At 55.1% G+C, this 21,151-nt stretch carries 16 protein-coding genes; 10 read left to right on the top strand and 6 right to left on the bottom strand.

What is annotated here, in order from left to right; translation table 11 throughout:
* Positions 1-63: 63 nt before the first annotated feature.
* The 4 genes from C813_RS24585 (at position 64) to feoC (ending at position 5,728) form a co-directional block, all read left to right on the top strand.
* Positions 64-2,403, top strand: a complete 2,340-nt coding sequence (locus C813_RS24585) for a Tex family protein (RefSeq protein WP_017459529.1) — start codon at positions 64-66, stop codon at positions 2,401-2,403.
* 493 nt (positions 2,404-2,896) lie between these two features.
* Positions 2,897-3,124, top strand: coding sequence for a ferrous iron transporter A (feoA, locus tag C813_RS24580; RefSeq protein WP_017459530.1), 228 nt, complete (start codon positions 2,897-2,899; stop codon positions 3,122-3,124).
* Positions 3,125-3,157: 33 nt separating this feature from the next.
* Positions 3,158-5,476 (top strand): Fe(2+) transporter permease subunit FeoB, encoded by a 2,319-nt coding sequence (gene feoB / locus C813_RS24575; protein WP_017459531.1) that lies wholly within the window; start codon positions 3,158-3,160, stop codon positions 5,474-5,476.
* A gap of 12 nt (positions 5,477-5,488) precedes the next feature.
* Positions 5,489-5,728, top strand: a complete 240-nt coding sequence (gene feoC / locus C813_RS24570; RefSeq protein ID WP_017459532.1) for a [Fe-S]-dependent transcriptional repressor FeoC — start codon at positions 5,489-5,491, stop codon at positions 5,726-5,728.
* Here the strand turns inward: feoC and bioH are convergent.
* Entirely contained in the window at positions 5,725-6,498 is a 774-nt protein-coding gene (gene bioH / locus C813_RS24565) for a pimeloyl-ACP methyl ester esterase BioH (protein ID WP_017459533.1), read from the bottom strand. The two genes, feoC and bioH, sit on opposite strands and share 4 nt — an antisense overlap.
* Positions 6,499-6,536: 38 nt before the next feature.
* Here bioH and gntX point away from each other — a divergent pair, with 38 nt between their 5' ends.
* The 4 genes from gntX to gntT all read left to right on the top strand — a co-directional run bounded on the left by gntX (position 6,537) and on the right by gntT (position 9,531).
* Entirely contained in the window at positions 6,537-7,220 is a 684-nt protein-coding gene (gene gntX, locus C813_RS24560; protein WP_017459534.1) for a DNA utilization protein GntX, read from the top strand.
* A 58-nt stretch (positions 7,221-7,278) separates the two neighbouring features.
* Complete coding sequence (gene nfuA, locus C813_RS24555; protein ID WP_017459535.1) at positions 7,279-7,854, top strand: Fe-S biogenesis protein NfuA; 576 nt, start codon at positions 7,279-7,281, stop codon at positions 7,852-7,854.
* 135 nt (positions 7,855-7,989) lie between these two features.
* Positions 7,990-8,211, top strand: coding sequence for a hypothetical protein (locus tag C813_RS24550; RefSeq protein WP_017459536.1), 222 nt, complete (start codon positions 7,990-7,992; stop codon positions 8,209-8,211).
* Between the two features lie 3 nt (positions 8,212-8,214).
* The gene (gntT, locus tag C813_RS24545; RefSeq protein WP_017459537.1) at positions 8,215-9,531 is read left to right on the top strand and encodes a gluconate transporter; all 1,317 of its coding nucleotides are present in this window, start codon (positions 8,215-8,217) and stop codon (positions 9,529-9,531) included.
* Between the two features lie 43 nt (positions 9,532-9,574).
* Here the strand turns inward: gntT and malQ are convergent, their stop codons facing one another.
* Together malQ and malP are read right to left on the bottom strand one after the other, a co-directional pair.
* Positions 9,575-11,665 (bottom strand): 4-alpha-glucanotransferase, encoded by a 2,091-nt coding sequence (gene malQ / locus C813_RS24540; RefSeq protein WP_017459538.1) that lies wholly within the window; start codon positions 11,663-11,665, stop codon positions 9,575-9,577.
* A gap of 9 nt (positions 11,666-11,674) precedes the next feature.
* Entirely contained in the window at positions 11,675-14,068 is a 2,394-nt protein-coding gene (malP, locus tag C813_RS24535; protein ID WP_017459539.1) for a maltodextrin phosphorylase, read from the bottom strand.
* Positions 14,069-14,673: 605 nt separating this feature from the next.
* Between malP and malT the strand changes: the two genes are divergently transcribed.
* The gene (gene malT, locus C813_RS24525) at positions 14,674-17,379 is read left to right on the top strand and encodes an HTH-type transcriptional regulator MalT (protein ID WP_017459541.1); all 2,706 of its coding nucleotides are present in this window, start codon (positions 14,674-14,676) and stop codon (positions 17,377-17,379) included.
* A gap of 18 nt (positions 17,380-17,397) precedes the next feature.
* On the opposite strand, the gene C813_RS24520 is transcribed toward malT, so the two are convergent.
* Genes C813_RS24520 through glpE form a run of 3 tightly spaced genes read right to left on the bottom strand, consistent with a single transcriptional unit; the run spans position 17,398 to position 19,392 of the window.
* Positions 17,398-18,156: a DeoR/GlpR family transcriptional regulator gene (locus C813_RS24520; protein ID WP_017459542.1), complete on the bottom strand. Its 759-nt coding sequence runs from the start codon at positions 18,154-18,156 to the stop codon at positions 17,398-17,400.
* Between the two features lie 17 nt (positions 18,157-18,173).
* On the bottom strand, positions 18,174-19,004 hold the full coding sequence (gene glpG, locus C813_RS24515; RefSeq protein ID WP_017459543.1) for a rhomboid family intramembrane serine protease GlpG: 831 nt from the start codon (positions 19,002-19,004) through the stop codon (positions 18,174-18,176).
* 58 nt (positions 19,005-19,062) lie between these two features.
* Entirely contained in the window at positions 19,063-19,392 is a 330-nt protein-coding gene (gene glpE, locus C813_RS24510; protein WP_017459544.1) for a thiosulfate sulfurtransferase GlpE, read from the bottom strand.
* Positions 19,393-19,581: 189 nt separating this feature from the next.
* Between glpE and glpD the strand changes: the two genes are divergently transcribed.
* A complete protein-coding gene (gene glpD / locus C813_RS24505) occupies positions 19,582-21,087 on the top strand; it encodes a glycerol-3-phosphate dehydrogenase (protein ID WP_017459545.1) in 1,506 nt (501 codons plus the stop codon).
* The last annotated feature ends 64 nt before the right edge of the window (positions 21,088-21,151 follow it).

Genomic DNA, 21,151 nt, shown 5'->3' with positions numbered 1-21,151 from the left:
TGGCATTTTGCGATGCCAGTCCGTATAACTATCCCCTGATTTTTGTTCAGAAGATTAAATGACATGATGAATGATTCGCTCTGCCGCATTATTGCGGGTGAACTTCAGGCACGAACCGAACAGGTGGAATCCGCCGTTCGCCTGCTTGATGAAGGGAACACAGTGCCGTTTATCGCACGCTATCGTAAAGAAGTCACCGGCGGTCTGGACGACACGCAATTGCGTCAGCTCGAAACCCGCCTTGGTTATCTGCGCGAGCTCGAAGAGCGCCGCCAGGCGATTCTGAAATCGATTGGCGAACAGGGCAAACTCAGCGATGAGCTGGCAAAAGCCATTAACGGTACGCTGAGCAAAACCGAGCTTGAAGATCTCTACCTACCGTACAAACCAAAGCGCCGCACGCGCGGGCAAATTGCCATTGAAGCCGGGCTGGAACCGCTGGCAGATTCCCTGTGGAATGATCCGTCGCAAGATCCGGAAACGCTGGCCGCAACGTTTGTCGATGCCGATAAAGGTGTTGCCGACAGCAAAGCGGCGCTGGATGGCGCGCGCTATATCCTGATGGAACGCTTCGCGGAAGATGCCGCGTTGCTGGCAAAAGTGCGTGACTATCTGTGGAAAAACGCCCATCTCGTCTCCACCGTAGTTAGCGGTAAAGAGGACGAAGGTGCCAAATTCCGCGACTATTTCGATCACCACGAACCGATTTCGACTGTCCCTTCGCACCGCGCGCTGGCGATGTTTCGCGGGCGTAACGAAGGCGTGCTGCAACTGGCGCTGAACGCCGACCCGCAGTTTGATGAGCCACCCAAAGAGAGCCACTGCGAGCAAATTATTATCGACCATCTCGGCCTGCGCCTGAACAACGCGCCCGCGGACAGCTGGCGTAAAGGCGTGGTGAGTTGGACGTGGCGAATCAAGGTATTGATGCACCTGGAAACAGAGCTGATGGGTACCGTGCGTGAACGCGCGGAAGATGAGGCCATCAATGTTTTCGCCCGCAACCTACACGATCTGCTGATGGCTGCCCCTGCCGGGCTGCGCGCCACGATGGGTCTCGATCCGGGTCTGCGCACCGGTGTGAAAGTCGCGGTGGTGGATGCCACCGGCAAACTGGTCGCCACCGACACCATCTATCCGCATACCGGGCAAGCAGCAAAAGCGGCAGTAGCCGTCGCGGCGCTGTGCGAAAAACACAATGTTGAACTGGTGGCGATTGGTAACGGCACCGCCTCGCGCGAGACGGAACGCTTCTACCTTAATGTGCAGAAACAGTTCCCGAAAGTGACCGCGCAGAAAGTGATTGTCAGCGAAGCGGGCGCATCGGTTTATTCCGCTTCCGAGCTGGCAGCGCTCGAATTCCCGGATCTGGATGTTTCACTGCGCGGCGCGGTCTCCATTGCTCGTCGTTTGCAGGATCCGCTGGCGGAACTGGTGAAAATCGATCCGAAATCTATCGGTGTCGGCCAGTACCAGCACGATGTCAGCCAGACGCAACTGGCGCGCAAACTGGATGCAGTGGTCGAGGATTGCGTAAACGCCGTCGGCGTTGATCTGAATACTGCCTCTGTGCCACTGCTAACGCGCGTCGCCGGTTTAACCCGCATGATGGCGCAGAATATTGTCGCCTGGCGTGATGAGAACGGTCAGTTCCTGAACCGCCAGCAGTTGCTGAAAGTGAGCCGTCTGGGGCCGAAAGCCTTTGAGCAGTGCGCGGGCTTCCTGCGTATTAACCATGGTGACAACCCGCTGGACGCCTCCACCGTTCACCCGGAAACCTACCCGGTGGTGGAACGTATTCTGGCGGCAACCGAGCAGTCACTGCGCGATCTGATGGGCAACAGCGCGGAGCTGCGCAAACTGAAAGCCAGTGATTTTACTGATGCACAGTTCGGTGTACCGACGGTGACTGACATCATCAAAGAGCTGGAGAAACCGGGGCGCGACCCGCGTCCTGAGTTTAAAACCGCGACTTTCGCCGAAGGCGTGGAAACGATGAATGACCTGCTGCCGGGCATGGTGCTCGAAGGCGCGGTAACCAACGTGACTAACTTTGGCGCTTTCGTTGATATCGGCGTGCATCAGGATGGTCTGGTGCACATTTCATCGCTGGCGGATAAGTTCGTCGAAGACCCGCATACCGTGGTGAAAGCGGGCGATATCGTGAAGGTTAAAGTGCTCGAAGTGGATTTACAGCGCAAACGAATCGCGTTGACCATGCGTCTGGACGAGCAGCCAGGCGACACCAGTACTCGTCGTGGCAACGGCAACAGCAGCAACCGCGATAACGGCAATCGTAATGCTGCGCGCCCGGCGAAAGCACCACGCGGTCGCGACAGCCAGCCGAGCGGCAACAGTGCGATGATGGATGCTCTCGCTGCGGCAATGGGTAAAAAACGTTAATCTTTACCCCTCCCTTCACCGGGAGGGGTATTTTTTGCAAACACATTCGAAAAAGTCCCAATTAAAACTGTCGATTAATGAAAGAAATGCAATTAACTCGTTATTTCGCCTGTTATTTACTATTCAAAATTATTAACTAATCACGCCCAATATTTAATTAGGCTATTGGTATCTGCGTTATTTTTCTTGCGCGGTGCATATTACAAATATTAAACACGCATAAACTTTGTAAAATAAAAATTATCTTTTTAACCTGCCGGTAATATTTCTTCCTTTTGCAGCGGGAATTCACAACTCTACAAATTTTTGAGCTACGTCAAAAGAGAATCAAATTATCAATTCTGCCCCCGACAAACGCATTTTTATGATTGATGATAAAAACTATTCTCATTATCATTGGTTCAGTAGATTATTTCTCCACCCCTTCGATGATGAACAGTGCGCCAGACGGCGCGTGATAACTCTTGGCTCGCAGCGTAAATAAGTAGGCTCTATGCAATTCTCTCCTGACAGCGCGTGGAAAATTACCGGTTTCTCTCAAGAAATAAGCCCGGCCTGGCGACAAAAACTCCTGTCATTAGGGATGTTGCCCGGCTCCTCTTTTAATGTGGTGCGCGTCGCCCCTTTGGGTGACCCTATTCATATTGAAACCCGCCGCGTTAATTTAGTGTTACGGAAAAAAGATCTCGCGTTCCTCGAACTGGAAGCGGTATCTCGTTAATCGGCCAGTCGTTACAAAGAGTGCTAAGTAAAAATGAAAAAATTGACCATTGGCTTAATTGGTAACCCGAATTCTGGCAAGACAACGTTATTTAATCAGCTCACCGGCGCGCGTCAGCGAGTGGGAAACTGGTCCGGCGTAACCGTTGAGCGCAAAGAGGGACAGTTCAACACCACTGACCACCAGGTGACGCTTGTCGATCTTCCCGGCACCTATTCGCTCACCACCATTTCCGCGCAAACATCGCTCGATGAGCAAATCGCCTGCCACTACATTTTAAGCGGTGATGCCGATCTGGTGATTAACGTGGTCGATGCATCCAACCTGGAGCGCAACCTCTACCTGACGCTGCAATTGCTGGAGCTGGGCGTACCGTGCATCATCGCCCTCAACATGCTGGATATCGCCGAAAAACAGAAAGTCCGCATTGATATCGACGGCCTTGCCGCGCGCCTGGGCTGCCCGGTGATCCCGCTGGTTTCCACGCGTGGTCGCGGGATTGAAGCGCTGAAAATGGCTGTCGATCGTCACCAACACAACGACAACATAGAACTGGTGCATTACGCCCAGCCCCTTTCCCGCGAAGCAGACGCGCTGGCACAGCAAATGGCCGATGATGTGCCGTTGCAGCAACGTCGCTGGATGGGCCTGCAAATGCTCGAAGGTGATATTTACAGCCGCGCCAACTCTGGCGTCAGCGAACAACAACTGGCTGCCTCGCTCGCACGTCTGGGAGCGGAAATGGACGACCCTGCGCTGCACATTGCTGATGCGCGCTATCAGTCGATTGCGGCGATTTGCGATACCGTCAGCAACACGCTCACCGCCGAGCCAAGCCAGTTCACCGCCGCGGTTGACCGCATCATCATTAACCGCTTTTTGGGCTTGCCGATCTTTTTGTTCGTCATGTATCTGATGTTTCTGTTTGCCATTAACATCGGCGGCGCATTCCAGCCGATTTTCGACGCGGGCTCGGTAGCCATATTTATTCATGGTATTCAGTGGCTGGGTTATACGCTGCACTTCCCGGAATGGCTGACCGTATTTCTGGCACAAGGGCTTGGCGGCGGCGTGAATACCGTGCTGCCGCTGGTGCCACAGCTCGGCATGATGTACCTGTTTATGTCCTTTCTTGAAGATTCCGGTTACATGGCACGCGCCGCGTTTGTGATGGACCGCCTGATGCAATCGCTGGGGCTGCCGGGCAAATCTTTCGTACCGCTGATTGTCGGCTTTGGCTGTAACGTTCCGTCGGTGATGGGCGCGCGTACATTAGACGCGCCGCGTGAACGTCTGATCACCATTATGATGGCGCCGTTTATGTCCTGCGGCGCGCGTCTGGCCATCTTCGCGGTTTTCGCTGCTGCCTTTTTCGGTCAGCAGGGAGCGCTCACCGTCTTCTCGCTGTATGTGATTGGTATCGTGATGGCGATCCTTACTGGTCTGGTGCTGAAACATACGCTGCTGCGCGGCGAAGCATCGCCGTTTGTGATGGAACTACCGGTGTATCACGTGCCGCATCTGAAAAGCCTGTTGCTGCAAACCTGGCAGCGTCTGAAAGGCTTTGTCATCCGCGCGGGTAAAGTGATTATCATTGTCAGCATTTTCCTCAGCGCGATGAACAGCTTCTCGCTGGATGGTCGTACCGTACACAAAATTGATGAATCTGCGCTGGCCTCTGTCAGCCGCGTCTTTACCCCGCTGCTGGAGCCGATTGGCGTGCATGGCGACCACTGGCAAGCCACCGTGGGTCTTGTTACGGGCGCAATGGCGAAAGAGGTGGTCGTCGGTACGCTGAACTCGCTTTACACCGCGGAAAATATTGAGCAGGAAGCCTTTAACCCAGCGGAATTCAGCCTGGCGGGTGAGCTGATTGCCGCTCTGGAAGATACGGCGAAAAGCGTGAAAGAGACATTCAGCCTGAGCGTACTGGCTAACCCAATCGAAGCCAGCAAAGGCGACGGCGAAATGGCGACCGGCACCATGGGCGTGATGAGCGAAAAATTCGGCAGTGCGGCAGCCGCTTACAGCTATCTGATTTTTGTGCTGCTTTACGTACCGTGTATCACCGCGATGGGCGCTATCGCCCGCGAATCCAGCCGTGGCTGGATGGGTTTCTCGGTGCTGTGGGGGCTGAATATCGCTTACTCGCTCGCCACGCTCTTTTACCAGACGGCGACCTTCAGCGAGCACCCGGTCTACAGCCTGACCTGTATTCTGGCGGTTCTGCTGTTTAACGTGGTGGTCATTAGCGCCCTTCGTCGCGCCAGAAGCCGGGTGGATGTCAGCCTGCTGGCTACGCGTAAAACTGTCGCCAGCTGCTGCGACAGCCCGGCGGGCGATTGTCACTAAGGAGCAACAACGATGGCGTCGTTAATTGAAGTGCGTGATTTGTTGGCATTGCAAGGCCGGATGGAGGCTCAACAACTGAGCGCCGCGTTGCATACGCCACGCGCGATGATCGACGCCATGCTCGGTCGCATGGAAGCCATGGGTAAAGCGGTGCGTATTCAGGAAGAGGCTACCGGTTGCTTAACCGGTAGCTGCAAGCAGTGCCCGGAAGGGAAAAGCGCCTGCTCTCGTGAGTGGTGGGCGTTGCGTTAAACGAGCCTGGATTTCAGCGCCAACAACGCCTCGCAAAATGCTGCAGGATGGGAAACAAACGGCGCATGTGCCGCTTTCGGGAAAACCAACGACTCGCTCTGCGGCCACATATCATCCAGTAATGGCACAATTTTACGCGGCACCAGCCCATCAAGACGGCCATACATACGTAAAAACGGTAGCGTCAGTCCGCCAAGTGCGTCGCGTAAATCGACCGTTTTTAAAATCTCCAGCCCGCCGTTCAGCACTTCCGTTGGCGGCATCGGAAGCGACAGCACCGCGTTTTTAAGCTCGCGCGCATCCTGTCTTGCGGTTTCGGTGCCGAGCGTCTGCAATGCCAGGAAACGCTCAACAGTACGCTGAAAATCTTCACTCAATTGCTGCTGAAAACCAGCCAGCACTTCAGGCTTGATGCCCGCCCAATCACCCTGTGCGCTAAAACAGGGCGATGAGGCCACCGTAACCAACGCGCTGACGCGTTCAGGTGATTGCAACGCAATCTGGCTCGCCACTAACCCGCCCAGGCTCCAGCCCAACCAAATCGCCTTTTGTGGCGCGTGAGATAACACGATATCCGCCATCTGCGGCAGCGCCAGTGCGCCAAACCCTTCGCTTCTGCCATAGCCTGGCAGATCCACTACATGCAGCGTAAAGTGCGAGCTCAGTTCCGGTGCAATGCAATCCCAGACCTGAGCATTCAGCCCCCATCCGTGCAGCAGCACAAGATGACAATTTCCTTCGCCTTTGGTTTGCCACCAGATGTTCTTCATCAGCTATCGTTCTCTTCTTTCACACAAGGAGGTGGCACATGCTAACAGTGCCAGGATTATGCTGGCTATGTCGAATGCCATTGATGCTGAGCCAGTGGGGAGTCTGTTCCGGCTGCTCACGCGCCATGAAAGTGCGCGAAAAAGTTTGCCCTTTGTGCGGCTTACCCGCCGCTCGCGACGACATCGCCTGCGGGCGCTGTCTGCAAAAACCGCCACCCTGGCAGCGGTTGATTGCCGTCAGCCGTTACGCGCCACCACTTAGCCCGCTGGTGCAGCAGTTTAAATTTTTGCCTCGCCCGGAAATCGCCCGCGCGCTGGCCCGTCTGCTGCTGTTAGCCGTGTTAAACGCCCGCCGCAGCGGAAACTGGCAGACACCGGATATGATCTTAAGCGTACCGCTGCATGCGCGTCGCCAGTGGCGCAGAGGGTTTAATCAAAGCGATCTTCTGTGCCGGGCGCTGGCGCACTGGTTACAAACTCCATATCATCCTGCCGCGCTACGCCGGGTGCGGGCAACGCCTGTGCAGCATCAACTCAATGCCCGCTTGCGCAAGCAGAACCTGAAAAATGCCTTTCGTCTTGAATTGCCCGTTGCCGGTCTCCATATCGTCGTGGTGGATGATGTCGTCACGACCGGCAGCACCGTTGCGGAAATCACCCGGCTGCTTTTACGCAGCGGCGCAGCAACTGTTCAGGTCTGGTGCCTGTGTCGAACCTTGTAGACCCTCGATGATGGGCGTATTATAACCAAGTAAAATAGTCAACTATTAGGCCATTGCTATGATCCGTATTTCCGACGCTGCCCAAGCGCACTTTGTCAAACTGCTGGCAAATCAGGAAGAAGGGACACAAATCCGCGTATTTGTGATTAACCCAGGCACGCCCAACGCTGAGTGTGGCGTCTCTTATTGCCCGCCGGACGCGGTTGAAGCCACTGACACCGCGCTGAAATTTGAACAACTGATTGCCTATGTCGATGAGCTGAGCGCGCCGTATCTGGAAGATGCGGAAATCGATTTTGTTACCGATCAGTTAGGTTCGCAGCTGACGCTGAAAGCGCCGAACGCCAAAATGCGTAAAGTGTCCGACGACGCACCGCTAATGGAGCGCGTGGAGTATCTGCTGCAGTCCCAAATCAACCCACAGCTGGCTGGCCACGGCGGCCGCGTTTCGCTGATGGAGATCACCGATGAAGGCTACGCCATTCTGCAGTTTGGCGGCGGCTGTAACGGTTGCTCCATGGTCGACGTGACGCTGAAAGAGGGTATCGAAAAGCAGTTGCTGACCGAGTTCCCGGAGCTGAAAGGCGTGCGCGATCTGACCGAACACCAGCGCGGCGAGCACTCTTACTACTAAGCCTGCTTTCTGCTGTAGATTGCCCGGCGGCGTTCTGCTTGCCGGGTCTACAGAGTTAAACTTTGTGTTACCCGTATCTCTCCCCTCACATTTCCCTTTTCACAGATGGTTAGTTTCCCGGCGTTAATATGACGCATGTCTCAGATCTTACATTTAGATCGCCAGAGTGATTCTCTTTTGATGGATGTTACCCGTATCATTCCTGCCAGCACCGACAACTTAAAAAACATCCGACTACAATTTTTAGCAATGGATGTCAGCCGCAACGGTGCCGCAGCTCGCTCCTTCCTCTTTCGGGAATTTTCAGCGGCTGCCAGAAACACTGACGTTACCCATAACAAATTAAAGGCCAGGTAAATCATGCCATTAGTCATTGTCGCTATCGGTGTTGCTCTCTTACTCCTGTTAATGATCCGCTTCAAACTGAACGGATTTATTGCTCTGATCCTCGTGGCGCTCGCCGTGGGGATGATGCAGGGCATGCCGCTTGATGCCGTTATTAAATCCATTAAAAATGGTGTCGGCGGTACGCTGGGCAGCCTTGCGCTGATCATGGGCTTTGGTGCCATGCTCGGCAAACTGCTGGCGGACTGCGGCGGTGCACAGCGCATTGCCACTACGCTTATCGAAAAGTTTGGGCGCCAGTACATTCAATGGGCGGTGGTGCTGACCGGTTTTACCGTCGGTTTCGCGCTGTTCTATGAAGTTGGCTTCGTACTGCTGCTGCCGCTGGTGTTCACCATCGCCGCGTCCGCACGCATTCCGCTGCTGTATGTTGGTGTGCCAATGGCGGCAGCGCTGTCCGTGACGCACGGCTTCCTGCCTCCGCACCCGGGCCCAACGGCGATTGCGACCATTTTCCATGCGGATATGGGCAAAACGCTGCTCTACGGTACGCTGCTCGGTATCCCAACCGTTATCCTTGCTGGTCCGGTCTATGCCCGCTTCCTGAAAAGCATTGATAAACCGATCCCGGATGGCCTCTACAACGCGAAAACCTTCAGCGAAGAAGAGATGCCGGGCTTCGGCGTCAGCGTCTGGACATCGCTGGTGCCGGTGATCCTGATGGCGCTGCGCGCGGTAGCCGAAATGCTGCTGCCAAAAGGCCATGCACTGCTGCCTTACGCAGAGTTCTTCGGCGACCCGGTCATGGCAACCATGATTGCAGTGCTGATTGCGGTATTCACTTTCGGCTTGAACCGTGGTCGTTCGATGGACGACATCAACGAAACGCTGACCAGCTCCATCAAAATCATTGCCATGATGCTGCTGATCATCGGCGGTGGCGGTGCGTTCAAACAGGTTCTGGTTGATAGCGGCGTCGATAAATACATCGCCTCAATGATGCATTCCACCAATCTCTCCCCGCTGTTTATGGCGTGGTCAATTGCCGCAGTGCTGCGTATCGCGCTGGGTTCCGCCACTGTTGCGGCAATCACAGCAGGTGGTATTGCGGCGCCGCTGATTGCCACCACTGGCGTGAGCCCGGAGTTGATGGTGATTGCGGTCGGTTCCGGTAGTGTGATTTTCTCTCACGTTAACGATCCGGGTTTCTGGCTGTTCAAAGAGTATTTCAACCTGACCATCGGCGAGACCATGCGCTCCTGGTCGGCGCTGGAAACCATCATTTCCGTTTGCGGTCTGGTTGGCTGCCTGCTGTTGGGCATGGTGGTTTAATTCAGTCGTTGCACGTGGAAAGGCCCGGATAACCGGGCCTTTTTTATTTCCGCTTTGCCGCCGCTTTACGGCGTCGATCGAGGTCTTTTAATAACTTATTGACCTTTTCATCGGCAAACATCGCCTCCAGCGACACCGCCAGCTTCCGCCGCCAGTTTTTATACTGATAACTGGTGCCCGGAATATTCACCGGCCCGGCCATATCCAGCCAGTCTTCCGGTTGCAAACCCAACAGCGCGCTATTGCTGTCGGCGATATAACGCTGCATTCCACGGTTGAGCACCGACGTCATCGGCATGCGCGACGCTTTATGTCCGGCACGCTGCGGCAAACAACCGTACTGATGAAGCGCATCGAGCAGCCCCTGTTTCGCCAGTTCGCGATCCTGATACAAGCCGCGTAAAACAAACTCATCCGGATAGAGTCCCAGCGTTTTACCGAGCGTCAAATCGCCGCTTTCCCAGTAGCCACGCAATGTAGGGAGATCGTGCGTTGTCGCCACCGCCATTGACTGTTGCGGGTACGCCTGCGGCGCGCGGAACGTTTTTTCATGATCGTTTTCGAAGTAGAGCACTTTGTAGGAGTACACACCGCTGCTGCGCAGTTTACCGACGATCTCCACCGGCACGGTTCCCAGATCTTCACCAATCACCATGCATTGATGACGCTGGCTTTCCAGCGCGAGAATGGCGAGCAGGTCATCGACCGGGTACTGCACATACGCGCCGTGATCGGCTGTTTCTCCATACGGGATCCACCACAGACGCAGCATCGACATCACATGATCAATACGCAGCGCACCGCAGTTTTTCATATTGGCACGCAGCAGATCGATAAATGGCGCATAAGCGCGGGCGTGGATCACGTGCGGATCCATCGGCGGCAAGCCCCAGTTTTGCCCCAGCGGGCCGAGAATATCCGGCGGCGCGCCAACGGAAGCTTTCAGGCAATACAGCTCGCGATCGCACCAGGTTTCTGCGCCACCTTCCGCCACACCCACGGCCAGGTCGCGGTACAGCCCAATCGGCATCGCGTAACCCTGGCTGGTTTGCCAGCACTCGGCGAACTGGGTATAAGCCAGCCATTGCAGCCAGAGGTAGAAATTCACTTCATCCTCATGGGTTTTGCAGAAGGCTTTCACCTGCGGGCTGTGTGTATTCTGAAATCCTTCCGGCCACACCGGCCAGCCCCAGCGCAGCATATCTTCCTTCACCTGGTTGGCGTGAATGGCATCGAACGCCGCCTGCCAGTAAAGGCTGTCGCCTTCCTGCTGCACAAAGTGCCGGAACGCTGCTGCCTGTTCATCATCTTCTGCACGCAGACGAAAGCGCTGCCATGCCATGCGCAACGCCTCCAGTTTCAGCGCCGTGACGGTGGCGTAATCCACCCATTGTGCATCGCGCGCGGCCCGCAGCGTTTCGCGCGTCGTGGGCAAATGCCACCAGGCCTGCGCCTCTTCGCTGTCGCGGAAATCCGCCACCGCATTCACATCAATATAGATAACGTTCAACCAGCGGCGCGATGACGGGCTGTAGGGGCTGGCGCTCTCCGGGTTCGCCGGATAGAGCGCATGAATCGGGTTAAGGCCGATAAACGCCCCGCCGCGGCTGGCCACCTCGCCGAGCATCTTTTTCAGATCGCCGAAATCGCCGATCCCCCAGTTACTCTCAGAACGCAGGGTGTAAAGCTGCACACATGCGCCCCACAGTTTCTTACCGTCGAGCAGCGCCTGAGGTTCATAACAACGCGCCGGCGCGATGATCACCCGGCACTGCCAGCGCTGACTTTTCTGCGTCACAGTCAGCGTGTGGTAACCCAGCGCCAGACCGGTAGGCAGCGGCACATTCGCCCCGCCGCGCACATCGCCCTGGTACTGTTTGCCCGTTTCCGTGGTGAGTTGCCACTGGAAATCACCTTTACCAACAACCGGCAGCACCTTTTTCTTGCCATGGATAAACACCTGCACCACAGGCACCGGCGGCGCACTGGCCGCCGCCACAGGCGCGGGATGCATCGCATCCAGCAAACGCCGCTTGGTTTGCACGGTAATGGATTGCGGTTTACCGTGCGCATTGATGTAGTTTGGGCTGATCCCCGCCGCCAGCGCGGCCTGTTCCAGACGTTTACTCTCCATCACCCTTCCTTAGCGTTTCGCCTGCCAGATACGGGTTTGATAATCGCGGATCGAACGGTCGGAGCTGAACATACCGCAGCGCGCGGTGTTCAGGATCGCGGCACGCGTCCAGGCTTCCTGGTCACGGTAGAGCACATCGACACGTTTCTGCGCCGCCACATAATCGGCGAAATCCGCCAGCACCAGATACGGGTCGCCGCCCTGCTTGCCGATACTGTGCAGCATCTGGTCGAAGGCATGTTTATCGCCATCGCTGTATTTACCGCTTTCCAGCTCCTTCAGCACCGCATCCAGTTGCTTGTCTTTTTTGCGCCATTTCAGCGGGTCGTACCCTTTCGCTTTCAGCGCCTTCACCTGCTCAACGGTGTTACCGAAGATAAAGATATTCTCCTCGCCAACCTGCTCGGCAATCTCGACGTTGGCACCGTCCAGCGTACCGACGGTTAACGCGCCATTCAGCGCCAGCTTCATGTTGCCAGTGCCGGATGCCTCTTTACCGGCCGTGGAGATCTGCTCGGAAACATCCGCCGCCGGAATCAATTTCTCCGCCGCCGATACACAATAATCCGGCAGGAAAACGACCTTCAGTTTGTCGCCAATGCTGGCGTCGTTATTAATCACTTCCGCCACTTTATTAATGGCATAGATAATGTTTTTAGCCAGGTAGTACCCCGGCGCGGCCTTCGCACCAAACAGGAACACGCGCGGCACGCGGTCAGCTTGCGGGTTTTCGCGGATCTCTTTATACAGCGCGATAATATGCAGCAAACCAAGATGCTGGCGTTTGTACTCATGCAAGCGCTTGATTTGGATATCAAACAGCGCGTGCGGATTGATTTCTATGCCGGTACGCGCTTTCACAAACGCCGCCAGTTGCTGTTTGTTGTGCTGTTTGATCTCACGGTACTGTTGACGGAACGCCGCGTCGTCGGCGTATTTCTCCAGGTTAATCAGTTGGTCGAGATCGTTGGCCCACTCTTTTTTCAGCGTCTTATCAAGCAACGCAGCCAGCTGCGGGTTGCACTGTTTGATCCAGCGGCGCGGAGTGATGCCATTGGTGACGTTATGGAATTTGCCCGGCCATAACTGGTGGTATTCCGGGAACAGATCTTTTACCACCAGATCTGAGTGCAGCGCCGCAACGCCGTTCACCGCGAAACCGCCAACCACGCACAGGTTCGCCATGCGTACCTGTTTGTGATGCACCACCGCCAGCTTCGCCCACACAGCTTTGTCGCCAGGCCAGGTTTTCTCAACCAGCACTTTAAACTTGTCGTTGATCTGCTTGATGATTTGCATATGGCGCGGCAGCAGCGCTTTCACCAGCGTTTCGTCCCAGCACTCCAGCGCTTCTGGCATCAGCGTGTGGTTGGTATAGGCGAACGTGCGGCTGGTGATCGCCCATGCGTCATCCCAACTCAGTTGATGCTCGTCAAGCAGCACACGCAGTAACTCAGGAATGGCAATCGTCGGGTGCGTGTCGTTCAGTTGAATAACTTCGTAGTCCGGCAGTTGCGCCAGCTTGCGCCCGGCCAGGTGATGGCGGCGCAGAATATCAGCCACCGAACAGGCACACTGGAAATATTGCTGCATCAGACGCAGCTTTTTGCCCGCCTGGTGGTTGTCATTCGGGTAGAGCACTTTAGTGAGTTTTTCCGCATCAATACCCGTTTGTTCAGCCCGCAGAAAATCGCCATCGTTAAACTTGGTGAGGTTAAACGGGTGCGCGTGCGTCGCCTGCCACAGGCGCAGCGGCTGGGTAATGCCGTTGCGATAGCCGATAACCGGCAGATCCCAGGCTTCACCGATCAGCGTAAACGCTGGTTGCCAGTGCCCTTCTTTGCTGACTTTACCGCCAATGCCTACCTGTACATCTAATTGCTCGTTATGGCTAAACCATGGGTAGCAGCGGCGATGCCAGTCGTCCGGCGCTTCGTGTTGTTGCCCGTCAACAAAAGACTGGCGGAACAAGCCGTATTGATAGTTAAGACCGTAACCGGTGGCCGACTGACCAACGGTGGCCATCGAATCCAGGAAACAGGCCGCCAGGCGCCCTAAACCGCCGTTACCGAGCGCCGGATCGATCTCCTCTTCCAGCAAATCGGTCAGATTGATGTTGTGGTGTTGCAGCACCTCGCCGACGCCCTGATACCAGCCCAGATTCAACAAGTTGTTGCCGGTCAGGCGACCAATCAAAAATTCCATGGAGATGTAGTTAACGTGGCGCTGATTTTTCGCTGTTTTCGGTGCGGGCTGCGCTGCCAGAAGTTCAGCCAGCGCACCGCTGACCGCTTGCCACCACTGGCGGGTTGTCATGTCGCTCGCGGCCTGAACCCCAAAACGCTGCCACTGGCGCGTAAGAGCCGTTTCAAATTCCGCTTTATTAAACGTTGGCTTTGACATAAAGAATCCGGATCCTGTAATGAAGTAAATCGACGTTTGCGCTAGTGTGCCTGGCTCGGTAACTGAGTTCCTCATCCTGCCAGGGATTAGCCGGGGAGGAGTAGCGGGGATGAGCGAAAAGTGTGATCGCCGCCACCTAAAGGTAGCGTCTTTTTTGAACATTATTCAATCAAAAAAGCAGCAACAGATGTGTAGAAATTCAGCGTGCGCGCAGGAAAAATGAAATGACGTTTCGGAGAGAATAAATATTCCTGACCGCTGAGAATTTGGCGAAATAATATTTCGCTGAGCGGAATTGTTCGTTTTTTGCTATTTGTGCGTTTATGTCAGCCAATGTCTTAATATTTCTTATAAAGACCTTATAGTTGCCGATTGTATTACAAATCCCGGCCTGCATCGCCCGCCAGCCCTGACTCCCCCTCTTTTGCCATTATTGTGCTTTCTTTATTCACGACATAAATAGAAATGTGACATGGTGCAAATTCACAATCGCCAGATTCGGACATAACTTGCAATATTTCTTCATCTGGCCGACCTTATTACTATTAATTACGAAGCGCAAAAAAAATCGTCCCCTCCGTTTTTCGCACAGTGAAGTGATAACCATGTTGATTCCGTCTAAATTAAGTCGCCCGGTTCGTCTCGACCACACGGTGGTGCGGGAACGGCTGCTGGCTAAACTTTCCGGCGCCAACAATTATCGGCTTGCGCTGGTAACCAGCCCTGCGGGTTACGGCAAAACCACGCTCATTTCACAGTGGGCGGCAGGTAAGAACGACGTTGGCTGGTATTCGCTGGATGAAGGAGACAACCAGCAGGAACGCTTTGCCAGCTATTTTATTGCCGCCGTTCAGCAGGCGACGGGCGGACACTGCGTCAGCAGTGAAGTGATGGCGCAAAAACGCCAGTACGCCAGCCTGCCGTCACTCTTTTCACAGTTATTTATTGAGCTGACCGAATGGCAGCGCCCATTGTATCTGGTGATTGATGATTACCATCTCGTCACCAACCCGGTCATTCATGATGCGATGCGCTTTTTCTTACGCCATCAGCCAGAAAACCTGACGCTGATTGTACTGTCGCGCAACTTGCCGCAGTTAGGCATCGCTAATCTTCGCGTGCGCGAGCAGTTGCTGGAGATAGGCAGCCACCAGCTTGCCTTTACCCACCAGGAGGCCAAACAGTTCTTTGACTGTCGCCTGACCTCCCCTATTGAAGCGGCAGAGAGCAGCCGTCTGTGCGACGACGTGGCCGGTTGGGCAACGGCGCTCCAGCTTATCGCGCTTTCTGCCCGGCAAAATCACAGCGCGCCGCATCAGTCTGCGCGCCGCCTGGCGGGCATTAACGCCAGCCATCTTTCAGATTATCTGGTTGATGAAGTGCTGGATAATGTCGATGTCGATACCCGTCATTTCCTGCTAAAAAGCGCTCTGCTGCGTTCAATGAACGATGCGCTGATTGTGCGCGTGACCGGCGAAGAGAACGGGCAGATGCGGCTGGAAGAGATTGAGCGCCAGGGCCTGTTCCTGCAACGGATGGACGATTCCGGCGAATGGTTTAGTTACCATCCGCTGTTTGGCAACTTCCTGCGCCAGCGTTGCCAGTGGGAACTGGCGACAGAATTACCGGATATTCACCGCGCGGCCGCGGAAAGCTGGATGGCGCAAGGCTTCCCTAGCGAAGCCATTCACCATGCGCTGGCAGCGGGCGATGGCATTATGCTGCGCGATATTCTGCTGCATCACGCATGGGGATTGTTTAACCACAGCGAGCTGAGCGTGCTGGAAGAGTCGCTAAAAGCACTGCCGTGGGAAAGCCTGCTGGAAAACCCACGCCTGGTGCTGTTACAAGCCTGGTTGATGCAAAGCCAGCACCGCTACAGCGAAGTGAACACGCTCCTGGCGCGCGCCGAACAGGAGATGACCACGCAAATGGACGCCTCGCTGCACGGCGATTTCAATGCTCTGCGCGCGCAAGTCGCCATCAACGATGGTGACCCGGTGGAAGCCGAACGGCTGGCGATGGTGGCGCTTGAAGAGTTGCCGCTGGCAAATTATTACAGCCGCATTGTGGCCACCTCGGTCCACGGAGAAGTGTTGCACTGCAAAGGCGAGCTGACCAATTCGCTGTCGGTCATGCAGCAAACCGAGCAGATGGCGCGTCGTCACGACGTCTGGCACTACGCGTTGTGGAGTCTCATCCAGCAAAGCGAAATTTTGTTCGCCCAGGGCTTCCTGCAAGCGGCCTGGGAGATGCAAGAGAAGGCCTTCGCGCTTATCCGTGAGCAGCATCTTGAGCAGTTGCCGATGCATGAATTCCTGCTGCGCATCCGCGCGCAGCTCCTGTGGGCGTGGGCGCGACTGGACGAGTCCGAAGCGGCGGCACGCCAGGGTATGGAGGTGCTTTCCGCCCTGCAACCGCAGCAACAATTACAGTGTCTGGCGTTGCTGGTGCAAAACTCGCTGGCGCGCGGCGATCTCGATAATGCCCGTAGCCACCTGCACCGGCTGGAGAATTTGCTCGGCAATGGTCAGTATCACAGCGACTGGGTATCGAACGCCGACAAAGTGCGGGTGATCTACTGGCAAATGACCGGCGATAAAAAAGCGGCGGCCCAGTGGCTGCGCCAGACGCCTAAACCTGAATTTGCCAATAACCATTTTCTGCAAAGCCAGTGGCGCAATATTGCCCGCGCGCAGATCCTGCTCGGCGATTACGACCCAGCAGAAATGGTGCTTGAGGAATTAAATGAAAACGCGCGTGGCCTGCGCCTGATGAGCGATATCAATCGCAACCTGTTGCTGTTGAACCAGCTTTACTGGCAGGCGGGACGTAAAAATGACGCGCAGCGGGTGTTGTTGGAAGCTTTACAACTGGCTAACCGCACCGGATTTATCAGCCACTTCGTAATTGAAGGGGAAGCGATGGCGCAGCAGTTGCGTCAGTTAATTCAGCTCAACACGCTGCCGGAGCTGGATCAGCACCGCGCCCAGCGCATTTTGCGCGATATCAATCAGCACCACCGTCACAAGTTCGCGCATTTTGACGAGAACTTTGTCGAACGGCTGCTCACTCACCCGGAAGTACCGGAACTGATCCGCACCAGCCCGCTGACCCAGCGCGAATGGCAGGTGCTGGGGCTGATTTATTCTGGCTACAGTAATGAACAGATTGCGGGTGAGTTGGCTGTCGCGGCAACGACCATTAAAACCCATATCCGCAACCTTTATCAGAAACTCGGCGTCGCCCATCGCCAGGATGCGGTTCAGCATGCGCAGCAGTTGCTGAAGATTATGGGCTACGGGGTGTAAAAACCGCCGCAGGGCGGTTTAGCACAGCTCCAGTTGGACATTATTGCTGGTAATCACCTGCACCACGCTGGCGGGTGGCATCGTATCGGTGTAAACCGCATCCACCATGCTAATACTGCCCATATTGACCATCGCGTTACGACCAAACTTCGAGTGATCCACCACCAGCATCACATGGCGCGAGTTTTCAATAATTGCCCGTTTGGTGCGCACTTCATGGTAATCAAACTCCAGCAATGAGCCATCAGCATCGATGCCGCTGATGCCGAGGATGCCGAAATCGAGGCGGAATTGAGAAATAAAATCGAGCGTCGCTTCACCCACAATGCCGCCGTCGCGGCTACGGAGTTCGCCACCTGCCAGAATCACCCGGAAGTCGTCTTTCTTCATTAATGTATTGGCGACGTTCAGGTTGTTGGTGACGATGCGTAAATCGCTGTGGTTGAGCAGCGCATGGGCGACCGCTTCCGGCGTGGTGCCGATATCAATAAACAGCGTGGCGCCGTTGGGAATTTGTTCCGCCACTTTACGAGCGATACGCTCTTTTTCCGCCGTTTGCGTCGCTTTACGATCGTGCCAGGAGGTGTTTTCCGAGCTCGATGGCAGCGCCGCGCCACCGTGATGACGCAAAATTTTATTTTGATCTGCCAGATCGTTCAGATCGCGGCGAATCGTTTGTGGGCTAACGGAAAATTGCTCGACTAACTCTTCGGTACTTACATATCCCTGCTGTTTAACCAGTTCAATAATTGCGTCATGACGCTGTGTTTGTTTCATGAATTGTCCCTGGATAATTATGTTCGTTTTCGCACATTTTTCGTGTCGACCAGCGCCATCGCCAGCCCAATCACCATCCCCGCCGTGTGCGCGCCGTTAGCAATGGCGAAACCGGTCAAACCGAACCACTCCGCCACCATCAGCACAACGGTGAAGATAAACAATCCGTTAGGTAACGCAATCTGCGATTCCGGGTCACGTATACCGCGTAGCCAGACATAGCCAATCAGCGCGTAAACCACGCCGGATAAGCCGCCAAACCACGGACCAGTAAGCTGGTGCTGCACAAAACCGCTCAATAAAGCGCTAATGAGGGTAATGACTACCAGTTTTCCGGTACCCAGACGTTTTTCAACCACGCCGCCAAGATACCACCACCAGAAAAGGTTGAAGATGATATGCACCAGCGAAAAGTGCATTACCGCATGGGTGAAGTAGCGCCAGACTTCAAACTGCACGCTTGCGTCCCACGGCCAGGCAAGCCACATCATCACCGTTTGATCGCCGATAATGCTCATCATCACAAACACCACGAGGCACAGCGCCGACATCAGCAGCGTTAATGGCCCGCCGCGCTCACGCAGCGCCGCCCGCAGCGGAAAGCGGCGATAGTGCAAGCCGCTATCGATTTGCCCGGATTGCCAGCTCGCCGCCAGATAACGCGGGTCGCCGGGGTTTTCCATAAAACGCGCAAGTTCGCTGCGCACGCGCTCCGCCTGGCTTTCATCTGCCAGCCAGACATCGCTTTGCTGATGGTGTTGAAGGGTGAGGATCACACCCTGGGTCTGCATGTAATCAACAAACGCCTGGGCGACGCGAGGGTTGGAAAAAGAGGTAATCATCAACATGGCAGGCGTCGTTTAGTCCCTACAAAAAAAGACAGTATACCGAAGACAAGCGTAATGCCTACAGCGCGCCGTGCATCACTTCAGACGGAAAGTGGCGATGCCAGGCGTCGAAACCACCGTCCACGCTGTAGACCTGATCGTAGCCCTGCTGCAACAAATATTGCGCAGCGCCTTTGCTGCTATTGCCGTGATAGCACATCACCATCACCGGCGTTTCGAAGTCGTTATCACGCATAAACGCGCCCAGCGTGTCGTTGGTGAGATGAAACGCGCCTGGCGTATGCCCCATCGCAAAGCTCTGCGGATCGCGAATATCCACCAGTACAGCCTGCTGCTGATGCAATTTTTGGTGGGCTTCTTCTACGTTAATACACTCAAAGTGATCCATGACGTTCTCTTAATTGACACAGTAAATGGCTATCCTGCCGTCAAGTGTACGTCGTGACAGCGGGTTAGCGCCATTATGTTATGCATATCACTCTAAATTGTTTTTTTGATGTTACCAAAAGCGCGTTCCTTTGCTATTATGAGCGATATCGAACATTTTTGAGCTTTAACGAAAGTGCATGAGGACAGCATGGAAACCAAAGATCTGATTGTGATAGGCGGGGGCATTAATGGTGCCGGTATCGCGGTTGACGCCGCAGGGCGTGGTTTATCCGTGCTGATGCTGGAAGCACAGGATCTCGCCTGCGCGACATCCAGCAACAGCTCCAAACTGATTCACGGTGGCCTGCGCTACCTTGAACACTACGAATTCCGCCTGGTGAGCGAAGCGCTGGCCGAGCGCGAAGTACTGCTGAAAATGGCGCCGCACATCGCTTTCCCGATGCGTTTTCGCCTGCCGCACCGCCCGCACCTGCGTCCGGCGTGGATGATCCGCATTGGTCTGTTTATGTACGATCACCTCGGTAAACGCACCAGTTTGCCTGCATCGCGCGGTTTGCGTTTTGGCGCAGAATCGGTGCTGAAACCGGAAATCGTGCGCGGTTTCGAATATTCTGACTGCTGGGTAGACGATGCGCGTCTGGTATTGGCCAATGCGCAGATGGTGGAACAAAAAGGCGGTAAAGTGATGACCCGCACCCGCGCCACCAGCGCACGCCGCGAAAACGGCATGTGGATTGTTGAAGCGGAAGATATCGACACCGGAGAAAAATTCAGCTGGCAGGCGCGCGGTCTGGTTAACGCCACCGGCCCATGGGTGAAAGAATTCTTCGATGACGGCATGCATCTGCCATCCCCGTACGGCATCCGCCTGATCAAAGGCAGCCATATTGTGGTGCCGCGCGCACACGCGCAGAAACAGGCGTATATCCTGCAAAACGAAGATAAGCGTATTGTCTTTGTGATTCCGTGGATGGATGAGTTTTCGATTATCGGCACCACGGATGTGGAATATAAAGGCGATCCGAAGCACGTGGAGATCGACGAAAACGAGATCAACTACCTGCTGAAAGTCTATAACGGTCACTTCAAGAAACAGCTGAGCCGCGAGGACATTGTCTGGACTTACTCCGGCGTACGCCCGCTGTGTGATGACGAATCCGATTCACCGCAGGCTATCACCCGTGACTATACGCTGGATATCCACGACGAAAACGGCAAAGCGCCGCTGTTGTCAGTGTTTGGCGGCAAATTGACCACTTACCGCAAGCTGGCTGAACACGCGCTGGAAAAACTGACGCCGTACTACAAAGGCATTGGCCCGGCATGGACGAAAAGCTGCGTATTACCAGGCGGGGATATTGCCGGCGATCGCGATGATTACGCCGCCAAATTGCGCCGCCGTTATCCGTTTATCAGCGAATCGCTGGCGCGTCATTATGCCCGCACTTACGGCAGCAATAGTGAGCTGATACTGGCGAATGCCACCAGCCTTGAAGAGCTAGGCGAGCATTTCGGTCACGAGTTGTACGAAGCCGAACTGCGTTACCTGGTCGAACACGAATGGGTAAGACGCCTGGACGACGCTATCTGGCGTCGCACCAAACTCGGCATGTGGCTGAATGCGGAAGAGCAGTCGCGCGTAGCGCAATGGTTAACGCGTCATCATAAAGCGGAACTGTCGCTGGCGTCGTAACAGAATCAGTCTCTCCCCTATGGGAGAGAGTGGCATCGCAAGAGAAAAAACCTCTCCCAACCGG

Source organism: Kosakonia sacchari SP1 (assembly GCF_000300455.3).
Taxonomy (GTDB): domain Bacteria; phylum Pseudomonadota; class Gammaproteobacteria; order Enterobacterales; family Enterobacteriaceae; genus Kosakonia; species Kosakonia sacchari.
This window is presented reverse-complemented; position numbering and strand designations above follow the sequence as displayed.

Bases quoted from the DNA above. Each gene is read 5' to 3' on its own strand.
- C813_RS24585 (WP_017459529.1), top strand. From the start codon at position 64: ATGATGAATGATTCGCTCTGCCGCATTATTGCGGGTGAACTTCAGGCA.
- feoA (WP_017459530.1), top strand. From the start codon at position 2,897: ATGCAATTCTCTCCTGACAGCGCGTGGAAAATTACCGGTTTCTCTCAA.
- feoB (WP_017459531.1), top strand. From the start codon at position 3,158: ATGAAAAAATTGACCATTGGCTTAATTGGTAACCCGAATTCTGGCAAG.
- feoC (WP_017459532.1), top strand. From the start codon at position 5,489: ATGGCGTCGTTAATTGAAGTGCGTGATTTGTTGGCATTGCAAGGCCGG.
- bioH (WP_017459533.1), bottom strand. From the start codon at position 6,498: ATGAAGAACATCTGGTGGCAAACCAAAGGCGAAGGAAATTGTCATCTT.
- gntX (WP_017459534.1), top strand. From the start codon at position 6,537: ATGCTAACAGTGCCAGGATTATGCTGGCTATGTCGAATGCCATTGATG.
- nfuA (WP_017459535.1), top strand. From the start codon at position 7,279: ATGATCCGTATTTCCGACGCTGCCCAAGCGCACTTTGTCAAACTGCTG.
- C813_RS24550 (WP_017459536.1), top strand. From the start codon at position 7,990: ATGTCTCAGATCTTACATTTAGATCGCCAGAGTGATTCTCTTTTGATG.
- gntT (WP_017459537.1), top strand. From the start codon at position 8,215: ATGCCATTAGTCATTGTCGCTATCGGTGTTGCTCTCTTACTCCTGTTA.
- malQ (WP_017459538.1), bottom strand. From the start codon at position 11,665: ATGGAGAGTAAACGTCTGGAACAGGCCGCGCTGGCGGCGGGGATCAGC.
- malP (WP_017459539.1), bottom strand. From the start codon at position 14,068: ATGTCAAAGCCAACGTTTAATAAAGCGGAATTTGAAACGGCTCTTACG.
- malT (WP_017459541.1), top strand. From the start codon at position 14,674: ATGTTGATTCCGTCTAAATTAAGTCGCCCGGTTCGTCTCGACCACACG.
- C813_RS24520 (WP_017459542.1), bottom strand. From the start codon at position 18,156: ATGAAACAAACACAGCGTCATGACGCAATTATTGAACTGGTTAAACAG.
- glpG (WP_017459543.1), bottom strand. From the start codon at position 19,004: ATGTTGATGATTACCTCTTTTTCCAACCCTCGCGTCGCCCAGGCGTTT.
- glpE (WP_017459544.1), bottom strand. From the start codon at position 19,392: ATGGATCACTTTGAGTGTATTAACGTAGAAGAAGCCCACCAAAAATTG.
- glpD (WP_017459545.1), top strand. From the start codon at position 19,582: ATGGAAACCAAAGATCTGATTGTGATAGGCGGGGGCATTAATGGTGCC.